Origin of the sequence: Paenibacillus praedii (assembly GCF_049725345.1) — a bacterium.
Lineage (GTDB): Bacteria > Bacillota > Bacilli > Paenibacillales > Paenibacillaceae > Pristimantibacillus.
This window is the reverse complement of the sequence record NZ_JBMWAM010000002.1, coordinates 243,148-263,379: the sequence shown is the minus strand read 5'-3', so window position 1 is coordinate 263,379 and position 20,232 is coordinate 243,148. Positions and strand designations below refer to the sequence as shown.

Here is a 20,232-nt window from a genome sequence, read left to right as displayed (position 1 = left end):
TTCTTTCTTCTTCTATTGTAAGTGTCAGGAGGTCGATGAATTATGGTTCATGCAAAAGCTGAAGTGATCGTATACGTTGTATCGGATGCAGCGGGTGATACAGGAGAGCTGGTTGTACGTGCGGCAATTGCCCAATTTCATCCCATGAATGCCGAGATACGCCGCGCACCTTTCTTAACAGATGAAGCCGGCTTGCAGCGCATTGCGCTGCAAGCAAAGCTGGCGGAGGCGATTGTACTTTATACATTAGTTATCCCACAGCTTCGAGACAGCATGCGAAGGCTCGCGGAAGCCCATGACATTGTTGCAATTGATCTTCTGGGTTCATTTATCGAAACGCTGGAGCTGCGAACGGGGCGAAAATCCCGTCAGGAGCCTGGGCTGAACCATGTCCTTGATGCAGATTATTTCCGTAAGGTTGAAGCGGTCGAGTTTGCGGTTAAATATGATGATGCGAGAGATACATCTGGTGTGCTGAAGGCAGATATCGTGCTTGTCGGCGTTTCCCGCACCTCCAAAACGCCGCTGTCGATGTATCTTGCGCATCAGAAGTTTAAAGTGGCGAATGTCCCGCTTGTACCGGAGCTGAAGCCGCCTGACGAGCTGTTTAAGCTTCCGAAGCGCAAAATTATCGGACTCACCATTGCTGTTCCCTATCTCAATACGATTCGCAAAGAAAGGCTTAAAGCGCTAGGCTTGCCTAACAATGCATCCTACGCTACGCCGGATCGTATTGAAAAAGAGCTTCAATATGCCGAAACCATAATGAAGAAGCTTGATTGCGTGGTCATCGATGTATCTCATCGCGCTGTCGAGGAAACAGCTAGCCTGATTATGGAATATATGCGACTGCCATAAAGAGAAAATGCAGGATTTTTTTTAGATTTGCCGTATATAATAGTACAGGTTAAGAAAACGAAGACGAGCGGTGATTGATTATTCGGTACAAGAAACCAACCATTGTCGTAGATGCGGATGCATGCCCGGTGAAAGCGGAAATAGGTGAAACGGCAACACAATTTTCCACGCCTGTCCTTATGGTTGCATCGCATGATCATCGGCTTACCCCGCAGCCCGGCGTCCAGCTTGTCCAGGTCGACCGAAGCAATCAATCCGTCGATCTGTATATTGTGAATCATATCGTGCGCGGTGATATTGTTATCACTCAGGATTTTGGATTGGCATGCATAGCGATCGGCAAAGGCGCTATCGTGCTTTCTCCCCGTGGGGAGCAATATACAGACGAGAATATTGATTATTTAATGGAGCGAAGACATGAGCTTGCCAAGCGTCGCCGATCGGGCGGCAAATCAAGAGGACCAAAGGCAATGAATCATGAGGATCGAGATCGCTTTCAACAAAAGTTGACAAAAGTTTTGCAAAATGAGCAGGAGAACCATGACGCATAGCGAATATTATTTACGTGTTACTAGGATGAAGGTGATGAACGATGACATACGGTAATAAAATACCGGAAGAGGTCATAGAAGCGGTACGCAAGCATCATGACATCGTAGAGACGGTCGGGAAATACGTTCATCTCACGAAGCACGGCAAATATATGAAGGGTTTATGTCCGTTCCATTCGGAGAAGACGCCCTCGTTTACGGTTACGCCGGAGCTCCAAATTTATCATTGCTATGGCTGCGGCAAGGGTGGCAACGTGATTCGATTCGTAGAGGAAATGGAGGGCTACTCCTTTCCCGAGGCGGTACGATTACTTGCAACGGACGCGGGGATTCCTATTACGTGGGGTTCACCTGATGGAATCAAAGTCACGCCGCAGGATGCAGATCGAGCCAAGATTATTGAAGCGCATGAGCTGACCGCAAAGCTGTACCATTACCTGCTTAACAACACGAAGCATGGGCAGGCAGCGAAGCAGTATTTAAGGGAGCGGAACTTAAGCGACAAGCTTATTGACCATTTTATGATCGGTTACGCCCCTGAGGGATGGGATACGCTTGCGCAATTTTTATCGAAGCGGAATTTTGATCTTGCATTAATGGAGAAGGGCGGATTGCTATCGGCAAAATCGGACGGGAGCGGGTATGTGGATCGGTTTCGCAATCGCATTATGTTTCCGATATGGGATCGAGACGGCAAAGCTACCGCGTTTGCGGGTCGCATTATAGGCGAAGGACAGCCGAAATACTTGAATACCTCGGAGACAATGTTATTTACGAAGAGTAGAACACTATACAACTTGCATTACGCGCGGCCGGCTATTCGCAAGAGTAAACAAGTCGTTTTGTTTGAAGGCTACATGGATGTCATCAAATCGTGGAACGCAGGCGTGAAGAATGGTGTAGCCACAATGGGTACGGCATTAACGGAGGAGCATAGCGCTATTCTAAGGCGGCAAGCCGAGGAGGTCATTCTTTGTTATGATGGCGACGATGCTGGACAAGCAGCAGCCTATAAATCCATACCGCTCCTCGAGACAGCAGGTCTTAAAGTATCGGTGGCGATGCTGCCCAAGGGCAAGGATCCCGATGATTATATAAGTGAATATGGTCCAGAAGCCTTTTTGCGTGAGGCGATAGATCAGACGGTATCCGTTACAAAATTTAAGCTTATATATTCAAGGAAAAACCATATACTGCTAAAAGAAGAAGGCAGAAAAAATTATTTGCTGGAGGCAGTAGAAATTGTAGCTGAGCTTGATTCTTCAACTGAACGCGAGGTCTACTTAAAGGAGCTTTCCCGAGAGTTCGAAATATCACTGGATTCCTTAAAGCAGGACTGTCATCAAAAGCGACAGGAGCTGCAAAAAAAGAAGCCGCAAAGGGATAATAACGACAATTCGTGGAATAATGGTAGGAATGAAAAGCCCAGAAAGTCTGGACCGCCAACACTTAAACCCGCGTATACCTACGCGGAGCGAAGACTGCTCCACGTGATGATGCGTGACAGAGAAGTTGCTCAGACGGTTCATGAACGATTAGGCGATGCGTTTAATGTAGAGGATCACGCAGCTCTTGCTGCTTATTTATACGCTTATTATGCACAGGGCTATGATCCAGACGCCAGCAGATTTATTGCGACGTTGCACGATGACCGTTTGGAGCGCACAGCTGCTTCGATTTTGATGATGGACAGTGACTTTCCGTTTGATGAAACGACAATGGATGCTTATATCCAGGATATTATAAAGGTTCCGCTATTCCGGGATGTCGAGCAAAGGAAAGAAGAAATGGTACGTGCCGAACGTGCTGGTGATGCTTTATTAGCTGCACAAATGTTAAGTGAGATTATAACCCTAGAGAGACAGCTTAAAGTAAGGCAGGAGGATCGTTTCTAAGGGGGAGGGAGTCGGAACATGGCGAATGATCAACATACTGAACTAGATGCTGAACAAAAACTAGATCATGTAAAGGATCAATTGATCGAACAGGGCAAGAAGAGGTCATCCTTAACGTATAAAGAAATCTTGGAGAAACTGTCCCCATTCGATCAGGATCCAGAGCAAATTGATGAATTTTTTGAGCAGCTCGATGATTTTGGGATCGAGGTTTTGAACGAAAATGATGAGGATAATCATAATCCGCTCGCTGCCGGGGGAGAAGAGCAGGAGCGCGAGCAAGACGACTTCAATTTCGATGACGATCTCGCATTGCCCCCAGGTATCAAGATTAACGATCCGGTGCGGATGTATTTGAAGGAGATTGGCCGAGTACCTCTTCTGTCTGCAGATGATGAGATTGAGCTAGCGCAGCGTATCGAAAATGGTGACGAGGAAGCGAAGCGTAGACTTGCGGAAGCGAATCTTCGACTGGTTGTCAGTATTGCGAAGCGTTATGTAGGTAGAGGAATGCTGTTCCTTGATTTAATACAAGAAGGGAACATGGGTCTGATTAAAGCGGTGGAGAAATTTGACCATCAGAAGGGCTTTAAATTTAGTACCTATGCAACTTGGTGGATTCGTCAAGCGATCACGCGTGCGATTGCAGACCAGGCTCGTACTATCCGGATTCCGGTTCACATGGTTGAGACGATCAATAAGCTGATTCGGGTATCGCGTCAATTGCTGCAGGAGCTGGGGCGTGAACCGACACCAGAGGAAATTGCAGCAGAGATGGAGCTCAGTACGGAGAAGGTTCGCGAAATTATGAAAATTGCGCAAGAGCCTGTATCACTCGAGACGCCGATTGGGGAAGAGGATGACTCTCACCTTGGAGATTTTATCGAAGATCAAGAAGCGCTCGCACCTGCAGATGCTGCAGCCTACGAACTGCTAAAGGAACAGCTTGAAGATGTGCTTGACACCTTGACTGAGAGAGAAGAGAACGTGCTTCGTCTGCGCTTCGGGCTAGATGATGGACGCACTCGTACGCTTGAAGAGGTTGGCAAAGTATTTGGAGTGACGAGGGAGCGTATTCGTCAGATTGAAGCGAAGGCTCTACGCAAACTCCGTCATCCTAGCCGCAGCAAGCGCCTGAAGGACTTCCTTGAATAAAAGCTTGATCGTAATGAATTATGACCTTTCTGCTCTTGCAGCGAGGTCTTTTTTCTCAGCATAGCACTCCTACATAAGGACTATTTAATTTTAAATCGGGACCGAAGGGACTATGGACCTCTATGAATCAGGAACGTCGGCAAATTATCGTGAAAGAAATTGATTACTGGCGCCGAAGCAAGCTGCTGCCGGATCAATATTGTGATTTTCTGCTGAACTTATATGCTGATCAGGACACGCAAATGACAAAGAACGAGCAGTACACAACGGTTGGCAAAGCAATTGCGGCAGTGCAGCGTGCTACAGGTGTACAATGGCTACTTACATTTGGAACTTTTACCTTAATTTCCTTCGTTGTGCTTTATTTTAACGAATTTCATCCGTTAATGCAAATGGCAGTTGTCGTTTTTTCCGTTTCAATTTTATTGTGGAGAGGGCAGCGTCTTCGCGGCCGCAATGAAGCTGCCGGATTGGCGTTAACCAGCATGGGAATGCTCTTGCTGCTGGGGGGCGGACTGTATATGCTGAATGAGCATCGTCTTGATGAGTGGGGCTGGAAAACAGGCTTGCTGGCATTATGTTCTATATTCTGGGTCATCTATGGGATAGCCTCTCGGATTCATGTGCTGCATTTATGCGGCTGGTTGGCTGCTTTGCTCGTATATGCGTGGCTCTTATCCCAATTTATGGTTGATTCCAAATGGTATGAAATACAGCTCTATTGGCTGCCGATTGCGGCGTTGTTTGGCTGGAGCAGTTGGTTTGTGCATCGCTGGTCGAAGCCCGTATCCGCTGTACTGTTCCTTGTCTGTGCGATTGTGTGGTTCATGCCGGAGCTATATGGCATGATGTTCGCGGATGAGCATATTTTGCTTCAGCTTCAGCTCTTAGTGAAGATGGCCGCAGGCGGGGGCATGTTATTTTTAATGCGAAAACATTGGATGGTGTGGGTTATATAATGTTGAAATTATCTAAACGTCTGCAATTGATTGCAGATTATGTAACGCCTGGCGCAAGAGTTGCAGATATTGGCTCTGATCATGCGATGCTCCCGGTTTATTTGCTGCAAATCGAAAAATGTCCAGTCGCCATTGCAGGTGAACTCAATCGCGGACCTTACGAGGCTGCGCGAAAGCAAGGCATGGATGCAGGCCTGTCTGAGCGTCTGACCGTACGGCAGGGAGATGGCTTGGAGGTGCTGCAGCCTGGAGAGGCCGATACGATTACGATAGCGGGTATGGGCGGCAGCCTTATGAGTGATATTCTTGAAGCAGGTCGAACAGTTGGGAAGCTTGATGGTATTAAGGAGCTTATACTGCAGCCGAATGTCGGAGAAGAGATCGTGCGCGAATGGCTTTTGGAGCATGGTTGGTACTTGAAGCACGAATGTATTCTTGAAGAGGATGGAAAAATTTATGAGATCCTTCATGCTGTTATAGAAATTGAAGTGCTCGATAGAAATGAATCGTTGTATGATGGAAGCTTTCTCCCAGTTGAGCTTTCCGAGGATGCAAAGTTTAAGCTGTTGAAGCAAATGGGTCCCCATCTGCTTCGCGAGCCTCAGCCTGTCCTGTATAAGAAATGGCGCCATGAGCTTAATAAGCTCGAACGCATCTGCAAGCAGCTCGCCGGATCGGAATTACCTGAAGCAGCTCGCAAGCTAGAACAGTTCAAGGCTGAGATGAACGAGATCGAGGAGGTTTTGCGATGTTTGCCCATGGTCAAACCGTAGTTCAGTTCATGGAGCAGCTTGCTCCTAAGCATTATGCGGTTGAAAATGATAAAATCGGCTTACAGCTAGGCACGTTGAATAAGTCGATCAAAAAAATAATGGTTGCGCTTGATGTGACAGACGCGGTAGTCGATGAGGCGATCGAGCAAAGCGTCGACTTGATTATCGCTCATCACGCCATTATTTACCGTCCGCTAGCCAAGCTCGATACCTCGACCGCGGCAGGTCAGTTATATGAGAAGCTGATTAAGCACGACATTGCCGTTTATATTTCTCATACCAATCTTGATGTTGCTGACGGCGGCATCAACGACTGGCTTGCAGACCAGATCGGTATTGTACCGAAAGGCCGTGAGTGTCTAGAGGAGGTTCATACAGATAAGCTTTACAAGCTTGTCGTATTTGTCCCTGAAAGTCACCATGAACAGGTTCTGGAGGCGTTATGGCGCGCTGGCGCTGGTAATATAGGCAGCTATAGCCATTGCAGCTTCAATATTAAAGGAACAGGAACATTCGTACCAGGACCTGGCACTACACCTTATATCGGTAAGCAAGGATTGCTCGAGAAGGCGGAAGAAATACGAATCGAGACAATCGTCCTTAACAGCGTCCATCGCAAAGCCGTTCAGGCGATGCTGAAGGCACATCCTTATGAAGAGGTTGCTTATGATCTTTATTCCGTAGATTTGAAGGGCCGCTCGTTCGGGTTGGGTCGAGCCGGCAAGCTTGAGCAGCCGATAACGCTAGGCAAGCTTGCTGAACATGCGAAGCAAGTCTTCGACGTTTCTACCGTCCGCGTTGTCGGGCCGCTGGATCGTATCGTACGTAAAGCGGCTGTACTTGGGGGATCGGGAGCAAGATATGTTCGGCATGCTATGTTTGCAGGGGCGGATGTTCTAGTTACAGGCGATATTGATTACCATACTGCACATGATGCGCTGGCTGCCGGCATGACGATCATTGACCCGGGACATAACATTGAGAAGGTTATGAAGACACGTGTCGCGAGCTGGCTTAACGAACAACTTGCGGGCAGCAAATATGAGACCATTGCGGTTGCTTCTGCATTAAATACCGAGCCATTCACTTTTATGTAATATTCAGCAGCTCTGGTATACGTTTCAGGGTTGAGGTTTTTTGAAAATGCTTGTATACTTAACGATGCACACGGAAAGTTTGACAGACAATCGCTGGCGGCCTTGTTGCCGCGAGAGGAAAGTCCGGGCTCCACAGGGCAGGATGCTGGATAACGTCCAGTCAGCGCGAGCTGAAGGATAGTGCCACAGAAATGGACCGCCGATGGCCGGCTTTACGCCGGATCAGGTAAGGGTGGAACCGTGGTGTAAGAGACCACGAGGAGCATAGGTGACTATGTTCCTGGTAAACCCCATCTGGAGCAAGACCGAGAGGACGCGGCAGCAGAAATGCTGCAGCCTTAGCCTGAGGCGCGTCCGGGTTGGTTGCTGGAGCCGTGCAGCAATGTACGGCCTAGATAGATGATTGTCGCTTCATCGTGGGAGGGTCGTTCCCGTTTGGACCACTAGAAGTACAGAACCCGGCTTAAGGCAAACTTTCCGCACGATTATAATAACAGAAAGCCCCCTTCACATCAGAAGGGGGCTTTATTGTATGCTGAATTTAGACTGCTAATGCGATTGCTGCTTCCTATTGATATTTGGCTGTAATGCGATCGAGCCTGCGCTTAACCTGATCGGGATAGGTTTGAAGTGTTCCACCGAAGGAAGAGGCCGCATGCAAAGCGCGATCAACGTCTATCTCTCCGTAGCCAAAATAATTATCTTTGCCTTTGGTGCCTAAATCGATTGCTGATTTCCGCATTATTTCCATCACCTCAACGTTGGACAAATCCGGGTTCACGGAACGTATAAGCCCGGCAAGCGCGGCAACGTGGGGACTTGCCATAGATGTGCCTGACAATGCTGCATATTGGCTGCCTGGGTAAGTGCTGGCAATGCTGTCACCGGGTGCGGCCACGTCAATGTAATTGCCAAAGTTGGAGAACGACGATTTCTCCTTGTTGCTATTGGTGGACGCAACCGCGAATACCTCAGGATACGCGGCTGGATAGCCTGGACGATCTGTATTGTCGTTGCCGCTTGCCGCAACGAGGACCACATCGTGATCGTAAGCATACTTAATTGCGTCATGCAAAAAATCTGCTTGCGCATAGTTACCGAGGCTCATATTAATAACATCAGCACCATGATCAACTGCCCAAATAATACCTTGAGCAACAGAATAGGTAGAGCCTGCACCGCTGCTGTCCAGCACCTTGACAGGCATAATTTTGTTATACCAGGAAACTCCCGCTACACCTTCGCCATTGTTGACGGTAGCTCCAATTATTCCGGAAACATGAGTGCCGTGGCCTACATCATCATCAGGGGCTGCATCCTCGTTTATTATATTAATGCCATTCGTGATCTTGCCCTGAAGATCGGGATGATTGCTTTGGACGCCGGTATCCAGCACAGCGACGATAACCGCTTCATCACCTTTGGATACGTTCCAGCCCTTCTCCGCTTCAATAGAAGGCAAGTTCCATTGATGCTCCGAATAGAGGGCATCATTTGGAATAATGGTTTCAGTCGTTTCATTCGTCAAGTACAAGTAGTGCGGCTCGGTATATTCTGTCTGCCAAGCTTCTTTGAAGTACTGAACAAGCTGTTTGGTTTCCAGGCTTTTTGACCGGAACACATAAGTGTCGCCTAACCGTTTCATGGATTCCGCATGGATATCTCTTTGAACCTTCTGCAGGTCGGCATTGGACATCGGCTTGGCGAAATGAACGACAACGTCGCGAATGTGATAATGGCTGGCGTTACCATTATCCTCACCCGTTTGCACAGTTGTATCGATGGTGGAATTAGGCTTTACAGATTCGATTTTGTAATTGCCTTCCGCAGGATATGGAATGAGTCTTAGGTTGCGCATTTGATGCTTTTCAACGGACTTCAATATATCTTGCTTGATAACCCCAACAACGCCAATGCCGACATGCTTAGAATCAGGCACGCCAAGCACCATATACTTGCTTCCGTCTGCTGCTGTAAAGCGCGGAGATTCATATTTAGCGCCCTTGCCTACCTGGGCTTTGGCAGCAGCGACAAAGGTTTCAGCTTGTCCCTTGGTAGTTTTTGGAATGTGGCCGCGATTTACGCTGCGATCGCCGGAAATCCAACTAATGTAGCTCATATGCATATGCTCGTTCATCATCTGCTTGACTTGCTTTTCTGCTTCCGGCTTTGAACCAGCGCTTGAATGCATTAACTTCTGAAAATCTTTAGCGCATTCAGTCGTGCAAAGCATCGCAGTTGCGTTAACGTCCTGCTGCAGTGCCGCAAGCTTCAACGTGTGTTCCCGTTTGGCTGAGAAGCTTGATGATTTTGAGTATTGCGGCGTTTTATCAACACCAGGGGCAAAAAATAGCGTTATAGGTATAAGTAATGCAGCGGCGGCTAAAATTGAAAAAGCGGCTATCCATTTTTTTCTCATGCTTGAGACCTCCATTATCGAACTGGTTACTAATCTTTAGCTTCGGATTTTATGGATGAAAATATGCGGACAAAAGCAGTAATCGCCAGTACCATCTATAAGTAATTTGTGGTAGGATGAATATGATTGTAGTTTTTTTAGCTTGCTTGGATTATGAAAGGGGATCTACCTATATGTCATCTGCTAACGTCAAAGCGCTAACTGAATCAACACGTTCAAAACTGAAGGATGCGGTAAACCAACTCGAACCGTTTCTTAACAACAATTCGCTGCTTCAATTGACTAGTGAAGATAATGGTGAGGTTGCACAAACTTTTTACAAAGGACTTTTATCAGATTTGAGACATTTATTGGTGTTTTCTGAGGTTTCGGTTGAAAAGCTGGGAGTGTTGCTCAGACGGCCCAATTTTGATACTGATTATGCGGAACGCGTCCTGTATGAGGTTTACCATCAATGCGTTAGCGCATTTTTCTATCCGAAAAACGAATGCTATTCTGAGGACGGCCGCTATGCCTATACGGGCCAGGATGCTATTCGCTTCAGGTACAAGCCGGTTCGCGATGCACGCAATATCGTACTTGGAATTTCAAAAATTTACGAGGAGCTGCGCGACGAATTAGCCTATTACGAAAATGACTACATGACGCAGCGCCGTATGCAAGGACAAAAATAAGGCAGAATGAATCACCTTCAGTCAGGGAAACTTGATAACGGAGGTGATTTTTTTATGCCAAAGGGCGTGTCCTGTAGCGTAGCTAACTGCGGCTTCTGGAAGGAAGGCAACAATTGCAGTGCTGATGAAATAAATATTGAAATTGATCAGCATGCTGGCGCGCATTTTAACGAAGAATTTGCCGGAGACCATCTTGGATTATTTCATGAGGATGAAGCAGAGCAATCTGCCGCAACATGCTGCCAGACCTTTAAACCTAAGGAGTGATGGTCAATGGGTAAGTATGAAGATGATTATAAGAAGCTGTTAGAGAAGCGCAGCCGTTTGGACACGGCTAACCGTAAGATTGTAGGAGAAGATAAACTGCTCAACGTTAATGAAGAAATGGGCGCTGATTTCGCGGTTGGCGGTCCAATTGTAGATGCAACGCGCAGAGAGGAACACGATACCGATCGCGCTGAGCGGGTGGACACGGAAACTGGTGGATTTGCGCTTGGCTGGGTTTCACTTGTATTTGCAGTAGCGTCATGGTTTATATGGCCCGTATTGCTTGGCGTAACTGCTGCGGTACTCGGCTTTATTGCCTACCGGCAGGGCGCGCGCGCGCTTGGCGGCTGGGCCATGGCGATTGGACTTATCGCACTGGCATTAAATCTTATCATTGTGCCCTTGTATTACGCGATTACTTGAATATTTTACACAAAAAAAAGCAGAAGCTCCTTTCCGAAAAGAAGGGAGCTTCTGCTTTTATTTTAATGCCTGCTCACGATGCTTTTGCACCTCCACATTAAGCGCAAGCATTTGCTTGTCAAGCGAATCAATCATCTCGGCTGAACCTTTGAGCTGCTGCTGAATATGTGGCGGAATTTGTTCATTAAATTTATAATAGATCTTATGCTCTAAACTAGCCCAAAAATCCATCGCGATCGTACGAATTTGAATTTCTACGAGCACATTTTCTGAACGGTCCGTCAGAAAGACAGGGATCTCAATGATTAAATGGATGCTCTGGTAGCCATTTGGCTTAGGGTTTATTACATAATCTTTGACTTCGACGACACGCACATCATTTTGCTTGCTAATCATATCCACAATCTGATAAATGTCGGTAGAGAAGGAGCAAATGATGCGAACACCGGCAATATCCCGGATATGCGCCTTAGCATCCTCCAGCGTAATATCCAGCCCTTTGCGGCGCAGCTTCTTCATCACGCTTTCCGGTGCTTTGATTCTTGTTTTCATATGCTCGATTGGATTATAGTCGTGAATAAATTGAAATTCTTCATTTAAGATGTTCAGCTTCGTTTCTACGGCATCCAGTGCGAATTTATAAGTCAGAAAAAAATGAGCCCATTGCTTTAGCTGATCGGTTTTCATAAGGTGTTCACTCCTGCAATTACGAATAGTTTTTCTTGAATATTGATTTGGAAAATTTCAGACAAGCTAGAAACGTTGTATTATAATAATGGTCTATAATAATATTGAAGTCAAATGAAGCGACGATAAGGAATGGCTGCAGACGGGAGAGGGAACCGATGATCATTGACATTCAGAACGTAACTTGGGATCGCGGGAACAAAATGATTTTGCAAAATATAAATTGGAGCGTCAGCAAAGGCGAGCATTGGTGTCTGCTTGGACTGAATGGTTCAGGTAAATCAACGCTTCTAAATATGATTAATGGCTATATATGGCCAACTGAAGGAAGTATGTCCGTACTGGGCAAAAAATTCGGAGAATTTGATCTGCGAGTACTGCGCAAGGAGATCGGCTGGGTCAGCACCTCGCTGCAGCAAAAGCTTTATGGCAGCGAGAATGCGCTCAAGATCGTGCTAAGCGGCAAATTTGCGACGATCGGATTGTATGATCAGACGGACGAACGTGATGTCCGTAAAGCAGAATCGTTAATGAACGATCTTGGCTGCGCAGCTTTGATTGAGCGTACCTATGATACACTCTCGCAAGGTGAACGGCAGCGTATTCTCATTGCGCGCGCGCTTATGGCATCGCCAAGTCTGCTGATTTTGGATGAGCCCTGCACGGGGCTTGATGTGTTTGCGAGAGAACAGCTGCTGCAAATGATCGGAGCAATCGCAAGGCAACAAGATGCGCCAACCATCATCTATGTTACCCACCATGTGGAGGAAATATTGCCGTGCTTTACGAAGACGCTCCTTATAAAAGAAGGACAAGTGTTTGAAGCGAGGGAGACCGCCGATGTGCTGACCTCCGAAACCATGAGTCGGTTTTTTGACGTACCGGTAGAGATCGACAAGCGTGACGGGAGAAGCTGGCTTTCTGTTAAAGGTGCATTATGGAATTAATGCTGCAAGATCCCCAGCTGCAGCTGCCTGAGCCGAGCGGGAGCAAGCTTCAAAGATTCAAGGGTTGGCTGGCTGCACGTTACAGCTGTCGAAATATTCGTGATACGTTCTTATGGCGCACGGCTTCTGGAAGTACTGCAGCATTTGGATCGTTATCGATGCTTGCTGCCGTGCTTGGCGTGCCGACTGGTTTTGGTACTGCTATTGACATTATTATTTTTTTGACCATGAATTTGATTGCAATGAGTTTGGCAGCCTATGTAGTAACTATTATATTTTCTCTGCTGTATATTCCGGTGCCAAGAAGATTTGCTTCTGTGCTGCTCTATGTCGCTTTACAAACCTATCTTATTTTATATTTTGCTGATTTTGGTATTTTGATGTCTATTGTATTATCGGCAGCGTTTGCGTTAATAGGTTCTTTGGCAGGCTGCTTATTAGGGCTGCTGCTTCGTATGCCGGTCAAGCCGAAATATAAGGGTTTGATCGGACTATCAGCTGCTATTCTATTTGCTGGCGTATATGTATTCATAGACTGGCCGGGTCCTGCCGTAATGCCGCAGAGAGAAGCGGTGAATCAGACTGCCGAGAGAGTGCAATTGCTGCAGGCGCCGGATCCTGCCGATTGGGGGAATTTTGCTTTTGAGTCTTTCACTTACGGCAGCGGGAAGGATAAGCATAGAGCTTGGTTTAGCGATGAGGTAGATGTGCTGACCACTGCTGTAGATGCCTCCTCGTACATTACGAAATGGCCGCGGTTAAAAAAATTTTTTTGGGGCTTTGATCAGCATCAGCTTCCATTAAACGGTCAGGTATGGCTGCCGAAAGGCGAGGGTGAGTTTCCACTTGTCCTGATAGTGCATGGTAATCATCTCATGGAGCATTTCTCCGACAGCGGGTATGCTTACATAGGTGAATTACTGGCAAGCAAAGGGATGATCGCTGTATCTGTCGATGAGAATTTTTTCAATTATTCGGTATGGTCTGGTATCCCGAATCACGATATGAAGATGAGAGCTTGGTTGCTGCTTAAGCACTTGCAGCAGATCAAGCAGTTGAATAGCGAGAGCGGCAATCCATTTGAGGGGCGAGTTGATTTTAGCAGAGTCGCGTTAATAGGACATTCTCGTGGCGGCCAAGCGGTAGCTATGGCTGCAGATGCGGATCGCTGGTTCAAGGATGATCAATCACTGGACAGCTTGGCCGGCATCCACATCGAGTCGGTTGTTGCCATTGCGCCCACGGATAAGAAAGTGGATGATAAATCCGCTCGATTGGTTAATGTCAATTATTTGACGCTGCAGGGTGGCAGAGATGCGGATGTGAACAATTTTTATGGAGATCGTCAGTATACCAGGACCATCTTTGATCAGGAAGCAGATAAGTTTAAAGCAGCCTTATATATCGCGGATGCGAACCACAGCCAGTTTAATACGGATTGGGGCCGTATGGATGAACGATCTCCTGGCGGGTTATTTTTAGACCGTGAAAGTCTTATGGAGGGCGAGGAGCAGCGTCAAATTTCAAAGGTATATATATCGGCCTTCCTGCAAGTGACGCTGCAAGGTCAAGCTGAATACAAGGAATTGTTCCGGGACTATCGGAGCGGAATGGAATGGCTGCCGGAAACGGTCTATACGAATCGTTATGAGGATGCGGAATTTATCGAACTAACTCGATTTGATGATGGAAATAGCAAAGCTGTGCTGAAGGATGGAGGCAAAGCGTCTGTCGAAAAAATGACGGAATGGAAAATTGCCGCTGCTGAGGATCGTGATCGCAACAACAAAGGAACAAAGGGGATTGAGCTCGAGTGGGAGGATCCGGGGGCGGAATACAAGCTGGAGCTTTCATCTTATATGAGCGACAACGCGGAAGGAATGGATGACGCTAGCCTCGTATTCTCCATGGCTAATCTTGAACGAGACTTGATTAGCCCCGAGAAGTCTGAGGATGAACAGGCTGAAGTCGGCCTGGGTGAGAGAGAGCTTCCGCCGCTGCCACTGTTGGACATTGAGCTTACAACGAAAGACGGCCGCACAAGTGCGCTTGAGTTAGAGGAAATCATGCCTGTTCAGCCGTCTTCTTATATCGCGTTCATGTCAATCGCTTGGCTCGAAAAGCGGGTGAAGGATAAGAAATACAAGGAAGCGGCAGAGCCGGTATTTCAAACCTATATCGTCCCAATAGAAGCTTTTGAATCGGAACAATCCATGTTTGCTGCTGAAGATATTAGTCGCATTACGTTCCACTTTCGGAATGGACCTGGGAAGGTCATGCTCGATGACATAGGCTTTATGCCTCTATAAAAAATAGCAATAGCGGGATGTCGGCGGTTGGCAGCCCGCTCTTTGTGTTCTTCGATCCGCAGTATGTTATAATCAATAGTTCAACGATCGATTTTAAGCCTTCGATATTATAAACGGTTCACATGAGACCGATAATACTTTCCCACACCTAAATTGAAGGAGTGATTGCATATGAATAATCCGAATGAGCAGCTGGAAGAAGAGCAGCGACGCGTAGAAGCTGTAACGAAATTGATTCGCGAACGTATCGAGGAGCTTCAAAAGCAGGTTGGCGGTATGCGTGAGGATATTGTCGATATTCGGCGTAATTTTTGGGACGATGTTACCGTAAATTTCGAGGATGCCGCCGAATCAGCGGAATCCCACGCCAGTATGAAGCAGCAGGCCGAGGTGCTTTCGGAGCGGGAGCGGAGCCATCGGCATGCGCAGGAACAGCTTTCTACCTTATTGAAGCTGGAGCAATCGCCTTACTTCGGAAGAATCGATCTTATAGAGCGGAACCAGTCGATGACAGAGCGTATTTACTTGGGTGTAGGCTCATTATTGGATGAGAACGGCTATGACTATTTAATTTATGATTGGCGCGCTCCGGTGTCCAGCCTCTATTACGATTATGGACCTGGCCCGGTCCAATATGAGACGCCTAGCGGTTCCATTCATGGAGAAATGACGCTGAAGCGTCAGTATATGATTCGAAGCGGCAAAATCCGCGGAATGTTCGATACCGGTGTAACCATCGGCGATGAGCTGCTGCAGGAGGTGCTCGGCAAGCAGTCCGATGCGCAAATGAAAAGTATTGTCGCAACCATTCAGCGTGAGCAGAATCGGATCATCCGTAATGAGCGAGCGAGACTGCTTATCGTGCAAGGCTCGGCTGGCAGCGGGAAAACGTCTGCCGCGCTTCAGCGTGTCGCTTATTTGCTATATCGTTATCGGGGTATTATAATGGCTGATCAGATCGTCTTATTCTCACCGAATCCGATGTTTAACAGCTATGTGGCAACAGTACTTCCCGAGCTGGGCGAGCAAAATATGCAGCAAACGACGTACCAGCAGTATTTGGAGCACAGGCTTGGCAAAATGTTTGCATTAGAGGATCCCTACTCGCAAATGGAATATACGTTGAGAGCCGTGAACGAGCTAGGCTATGATGCAAGAATGGAGGCCATTGCCTATAAATCCGGCTTGTCGTTTATGAAGCTGATCGATAGGTACGCCGAGGAGCTTGGGCAATCCGGTCTTTCCTTCAAGTCTATAAAGTTTCGCGGGCGTACACTGATCAGCGATGCGGAAATCGCGGAGCAGTTCTATGCGCTTGATCGTACGACCTCAATAGGGAATCGCATGCGCTTGACAGCAGAATGGCTGTTAAAACAATTGACGAAGCTGAGCAAAGCAGAGCGAGAGCAGAATTGGGTACAGGAGCAAATCGAGCTGCTTGATCAGGAAGCTTATGCGCATGCTTACGAGGAGCTGCAGAAAAAAGATCGGTTTGCAGGAAATTCGTTTGATGATTTTGAAGCGGAGAAGGATTATTTAGCGGCAAGTGTTGTACAGGAGCAGTTCAAGAAGCTGCGAAAACGGGTGAAGCGACTATCGTTTCTGAATATCCCTTCGATTTACCGGAGATTGTTCGATGGGGATTATTCTTTGCTTGAGCGATTAAACGGTGAAGAGCTTCAACTGCCGGAGCGTTGGCAGGAAATAAGCAAACAAACGACTGCCATGCTGGATCGCGGAGAAATTTACTACGAGGATGCTACCCCATACTTATATTTGAAGGAAAAGCTCGAGGGATTCCAAACTAATGCGATCGTTAAACACTTATTCATTGATGAGGCCCAGGATTACTCACCGTTCCAATACCATTACTTGAAGCGAATATTTCCAAATTGCAAGATGACGGTACTCGGTGACTTGAATCAATCGATCTTCGCTCATTCTCTTTCCGGCAATGGCTTCGAGCCATTGTCAGAGCTTTACAGCGAGGCAGAGACAGAGAAGATTGAATTGACAAGAAGCTATCGCTCTACTCGTCCAATCGTCGCATTCACGAGCAAAATGATTGAAGGCGGCGATCGCATCGAGCCCTTTAATCGAGATGGCGCGGAGCCGACGATTACGCGAGTGGAGGACGAAGCGAATGCCATTCTCGCTATTAAGGATCGAATAGAGCAATTGGTAAATGCCAGCTATCCATCCATTGCTGTCATCTGCAAAACGGCTGAAGAGAGTAAACGCGTGTATCAGGAGCTTCGAGAGCATTTTCCTAAATTGCTTCTCATCGATAAAGAGACCGTAACCTTCGAGAAAGGAGTTCTGGTCATACCATCCTATTTGGCCAAGGGCGTTGAATTTGATGCAGTCATAATTAGTGATGCTTCGAATGCATGTTATGGAAAGGAGAGTGAAAGAAAGCTCTTCTACACAGCATGTACAAGGGCTATGCACGAGCTTCATCTTTATTACACTAAGGAGCTTACAGCCTTTATCAAATGAAGCTTTTCTAATTTCAGGCTGTATCTCATAAACATTGATTTCTAGCTCCGAGGCGATCAGCTCTGCTGTCAGCCTTTGGGGCTTTTATAATTTTCCGTTCCGCAGCCTGGAGAATATTGTCGTTTTTTTTCGGTTTCGGGCAAAATCTCTTTTTTCAGTACTTGTCGAGTTGTGTCGATGCTAGAAAGGCTGTTGAATTGGCAGCATTAATCGATGGCTCATTCATGGTTTAAATTTATTAAACTTGAGAACTTCATAGGCACAAAGCGTTTGCATACTATAATTATTGTTCGCATAATCGTCTTTAATAAGATGAAAAACAAGCTTTATTCTCATTCGATTTCCAGATATGATAATAGCAGACAGTTAGGCGGTTTGGAAAAACTCAAGGCAGAAAGACAGGAGAGACTATAGATGAACCATTGCATCATTGAAAACTGTACGAAGCCGGTTAAAGCAAAGGATTTATGCGCGATGCATCATCAGCGCTTATTGCGGCATGGTGATCCCAATATGGTAAGACCGCGTCGTGTAAAGCAAGAATCCGAATGTGTATGGATAAACTGCGCAAGAATGGCTGTTACCAAGGGCTATTGTTCGAAACATTATTACATTCATAGAATAATGAGTTAGAGATAGTTTCGTGTCAACTAATATGACATAAAAAGTATGAATTTGTTGTAATCTCTGAAATCAGACTGGTTTTTTTCAAACAAGCATGTATAATAAGCGTAACTGATCCACGTTCTGCTGATTACGATCCGTCCAAACTAATTTAGCGGAGGTGAAGCCGCAAATGGTGAAAGCAGCAAGTAGCGGTCTATCGAACAAAGATTTGTACTTGTTCAATAAGGGAGATTCTTATCACAGCTACCGTTTTATGGGTGCTCACCTTATGAAAGTGAAAGGTATTCAGGGTGTCCGCTTTACTGTATGGGCGCCTCATGCCGCAGAGGTTCGAGTAATTGGCGGCTTTAATGGCTGGAACGGTATAGAGCATCGAATGAAGAATATAGGAACGACGGGCATATTTTCGATATTTATTGCGTATATCCGTGAAGGCGAGCTTTACAAGTACGAAATCGTCACTCCGGAAGGAAAGGTGATTCGCAAAGCAGACCCTTATGCTTTTTTTGCAGAACGGCGTCCGGGTACAGCTTCCGTTGTAACGAGTTTGAAAGGCTATAAATGGGCAGACAAAGGCTGGTATGCGAAGAAGCGAGAGATGTCACCTTATACGAATCCGTTACTGATCTATGAGGTGCATGCCGGCTCTTGGAAGATTAAAGGAAAAGAAGATTTTTATACGTATGAAGAATTAGCGGAACAATTAATTCCTTATGCAGCAGGAATGGGCTATACACATATCGAATTAATGCCTATAGCGGAACATCCGCTTGATCAGTCTTGGGGCTACCAAATAACGGGCTTTTATAGCGTAACGAGCCGCTACGGCTCACCCAAGCAGCTGATGCGTTTTATTGACAAGTGCCATCAGAGTGATATAGGTGTCATCTTGGATTGGGTGCCTGGCCATTTCTGTAAGGATGATCACGGTCTTCGCTTATTTGACGGCACTCCACTTTATGAAGGACCAGATTCCAAGCGAGCCGAGAAGCTGCTATGGGGTACACTGGGCTTTGATTTCTCCCGTCATGAGGTCATCAGCTTTTTGATCTCTAATGCGATCTATTGGATGGATGTGTACCACATTGATGGCCTGCGTGTTGACGCTGTTGCCAGCATGATTAATTTACATATGGATAAACCGCCGGAGATGCATACGTATAATAGCCTTGGCGGTCCTGACAACTTAGATGCCCTCCGCTTTCTAAAGAAGCTTAATGAAACGGTATTTCATTATTACCCCGATACTCTCATGCTTGCAGAGGATTCCTCCTCATGGCCCGCTGTCACAGCTCCTACCTACTTAGGCGGCCTTGGATTTAATTTCAAATGGAATATGGGCTGGATGAACGATATGCTGCGTTATATGGCGCTCGATTCTTCTGAACGACCGCACAACCACCATTTGATTACTTTCTCACTCCTTTATGCCTTCACAGAAAATTATGTTTTACCGCTTTCTCACGATGAGGTTGTTCACGGTAAACGCTCCTTGCTTAACAAAATGCCCGGTTCCTATGAAGAAAAATTTTCCCAGCTTCGGCTATTTTATGGTTTTTGGATGACGCATCCCGGTAAAAAGCTGCTCTTTATGGGCAGTGAATGGGGTCAGTTTGATGAGTGGAAAGACGGCGATATGCTGGATTGGATGGTGTTGGAATACGATATGCACCGCGCCATGCAGCATTACGTAAGAGTCTTGAATCAAACCTATTTAAATCAGCCCTCGCTTTGGGAGCGCGACAGTGATTCTGAATGTTTCGAATGGATTGACGTTCATAATGCTGAGCAATCCGTCATATCCTTTATCCGCCGCGGAAACAAGGACTTTTCTATAATTTTAGCCAACTTTTCCAGAAACAATTATGAAAACTATCGAATCGGTGTTCCAGAGCAAGGTCTTTACCGCTCTTTCATAAATAGCAATGATAAGCAGTTTGGCGGCACAGGAACACAAAAACAGCTTTGCTGCAGCAGTGAAAACATCGCTTGGCATGGTCACAATCAGAGCATTACGCTTCATTTACCCCCGTATACCTTCCTGCTATTCAACCTAGAACTGGGGAGCACACATTGAGAGGGAGTTGGTGTC

16 protein-coding genes and 1 other RNA gene are annotated in these 20,232 nt (G+C 46.6%); 15 read left to right on the top strand and 2 right to left on the bottom strand.

Features of this window, described 5'->3' with window-relative positions; translation table 11 throughout:
* Window positions 1-42 precede the first annotated feature (42 nt).
* From ACO9K6_RS03905 to rnpB, 8 genes are all read left to right on the top strand, one after another.
* Entirely contained in the window at window positions 43-858 is an 816-nt protein-coding gene (locus tag ACO9K6_RS03905) for a pyruvate, water dikinase regulatory protein (RefSeq protein ID WP_424766219.1), read from the top strand.
* Window positions 859-932: 74 nt separating this feature from the next.
* Window positions 933-1,409 (top strand): YaiI/YqxD family protein, encoded by a 477-nt coding sequence (locus tag ACO9K6_RS03900; protein WP_424766218.1) that lies wholly within the window; start codon window positions 933-935, stop codon window positions 1,407-1,409.
* Window positions 1,410-1,450: 41 nt separating this feature from the next.
* Window positions 1,451-3,304 (top strand): DNA primase, encoded by a 1,854-nt coding sequence (gene dnaG, locus ACO9K6_RS03895; RefSeq protein ID WP_424766217.1) that lies wholly within the window; start codon window positions 1,451-1,453, stop codon window positions 3,302-3,304.
* A gap of 18 nt (window positions 3,305-3,322) precedes the next feature.
* A complete protein-coding gene (gene rpoD / locus ACO9K6_RS03890) occupies window positions 3,323-4,459 on the top strand; it encodes an RNA polymerase sigma factor RpoD (protein WP_424766216.1) in 1,137 nt (378 codons plus the stop codon).
* 122 nt (window positions 4,460-4,581) lie between these two features.
* Window positions 4,582-5,418, top strand: coding sequence for a hypothetical protein (locus tag ACO9K6_RS03885; protein WP_424766215.1), 837 nt, complete (start codon window positions 4,582-4,584; stop codon window positions 5,416-5,418).
* On the top strand, window positions 5,418-6,191 hold the full coding sequence (locus tag ACO9K6_RS03880; RefSeq protein WP_424766214.1) for a tRNA (adenine(22)-N(1))-methyltransferase: 774 nt from the start codon (window positions 5,418-5,420) through the stop codon (window positions 6,189-6,191). The genes ACO9K6_RS03885 and ACO9K6_RS03880 overlap by 1 nt, the downstream gene beginning before the upstream one ends.
* A complete protein-coding gene (locus ACO9K6_RS03875; protein WP_424766213.1) occupies window positions 6,167-7,288 on the top strand; it encodes a Nif3-like dinuclear metal center hexameric protein in 1,122 nt (373 codons plus the stop codon). Before ACO9K6_RS03880 ends, ACO9K6_RS03875 begins: the two co-directional genes overlap by 25 nt.
* Window positions 7,289-7,362: 74 nt before the next feature.
* Window positions 7,363-7,769: RNase P RNA component class A (gene rnpB / locus ACO9K6_RS03870), an RNA gene on the top strand.
* 87 nt (window positions 7,770-7,856) lie between these two features.
* Here the strand turns inward: rnpB and ACO9K6_RS03865 are convergent.
* Window positions 7,857-9,707, bottom strand: coding sequence for a S8 family peptidase (locus tag ACO9K6_RS03865; protein ID WP_424766212.1), 1,851 nt, complete (start codon window positions 9,705-9,707; stop codon window positions 7,857-7,859).
* 173 nt (window positions 9,708-9,880) lie between these two features.
* Here ACO9K6_RS03865 and ACO9K6_RS03860 point away from each other — a divergent pair, with 173 nt between their 5' ends.
* Genes ACO9K6_RS03860 through ACO9K6_RS03850 form a run of 3 tightly spaced genes read left to right on the top strand, consistent with a single transcriptional unit; the run spans window position 9,881 to window position 11,071 of the window.
* Window positions 9,881-10,381, top strand: coding sequence for a YpuI family protein (locus ACO9K6_RS03860; protein WP_424766247.1), 501 nt, complete (start codon window positions 9,881-9,883; stop codon window positions 10,379-10,381).
* Window positions 10,382-10,435: 54 nt separating this feature from the next.
* Window positions 10,436-10,648 carry a DUF1540 domain-containing protein gene (locus ACO9K6_RS03855; protein ID WP_424766211.1) on the top strand — a complete coding sequence of 71 codons (213 nt, stop codon included), beginning with the start codon at window positions 10,436-10,438 and terminating at the stop codon, window positions 10,646-10,648.
* 6 nt (window positions 10,649-10,654) lie between these two features.
* Window positions 10,655-11,071 carry a hypothetical protein gene (locus ACO9K6_RS03850; protein WP_424766210.1) on the top strand — a complete coding sequence of 139 codons (417 nt, stop codon included), beginning with the start codon at window positions 10,655-10,657 and terminating at the stop codon, window positions 11,069-11,071.
* A gap of 57 nt (window positions 11,072-11,128) precedes the next feature.
* On the opposite strand, the gene ACO9K6_RS03845 is transcribed toward ACO9K6_RS03850, so the two are convergent.
* Window positions 11,129-11,758 carry a GTP pyrophosphokinase gene (locus tag ACO9K6_RS03845; protein WP_424766209.1) on the bottom strand — a complete coding sequence of 210 codons (630 nt, stop codon included), beginning with the start codon at window positions 11,756-11,758 and terminating at the stop codon, window positions 11,129-11,131.
* A gap of 158 nt (window positions 11,759-11,916) precedes the next feature.
* On the opposite strand from ACO9K6_RS03845, the gene ACO9K6_RS03840 reads away from it, so the two are divergent.
* The 4 genes from ACO9K6_RS03840 (at window position 11,917) to glgB (ending at window position 20,217) form a co-directional block, all read left to right on the top strand.
* Window positions 11,917-12,705 (top strand): ABC transporter ATP-binding protein, encoded by a 789-nt coding sequence (locus tag ACO9K6_RS03840; RefSeq protein WP_424766208.1) that lies wholly within the window; start codon window positions 11,917-11,919, stop codon window positions 12,703-12,705.
* Window positions 12,705-15,014 (top strand): alpha/beta hydrolase family protein, encoded by a 2,310-nt coding sequence (locus ACO9K6_RS03835; RefSeq protein WP_424766207.1) that lies wholly within the window; start codon window positions 12,705-12,707, stop codon window positions 15,012-15,014. Before ACO9K6_RS03840 ends, ACO9K6_RS03835 begins: the two co-directional genes overlap by 1 nt.
* A gap of 171 nt (window positions 15,015-15,185) precedes the next feature.
* Window positions 15,186-17,513: an RNA polymerase recycling motor HelD gene (helD, locus tag ACO9K6_RS03830; protein ID WP_424766206.1), complete on the top strand. Its 2,328-nt coding sequence runs from the start codon at window positions 15,186-15,188 to the stop codon at window positions 17,511-17,513.
* A gap of 796 nt (window positions 17,514-18,309) precedes the next feature.
* Complete coding sequence (gene glgB, locus ACO9K6_RS03825) at window positions 18,310-20,217, top strand: 1,4-alpha-glucan branching protein GlgB (RefSeq protein ID WP_424766205.1); 1,908 nt, start codon at window positions 18,310-18,312, stop codon at window positions 20,215-20,217.
* The last annotated feature ends 15 nt before the right edge of the window (window positions 20,218-20,232 follow it).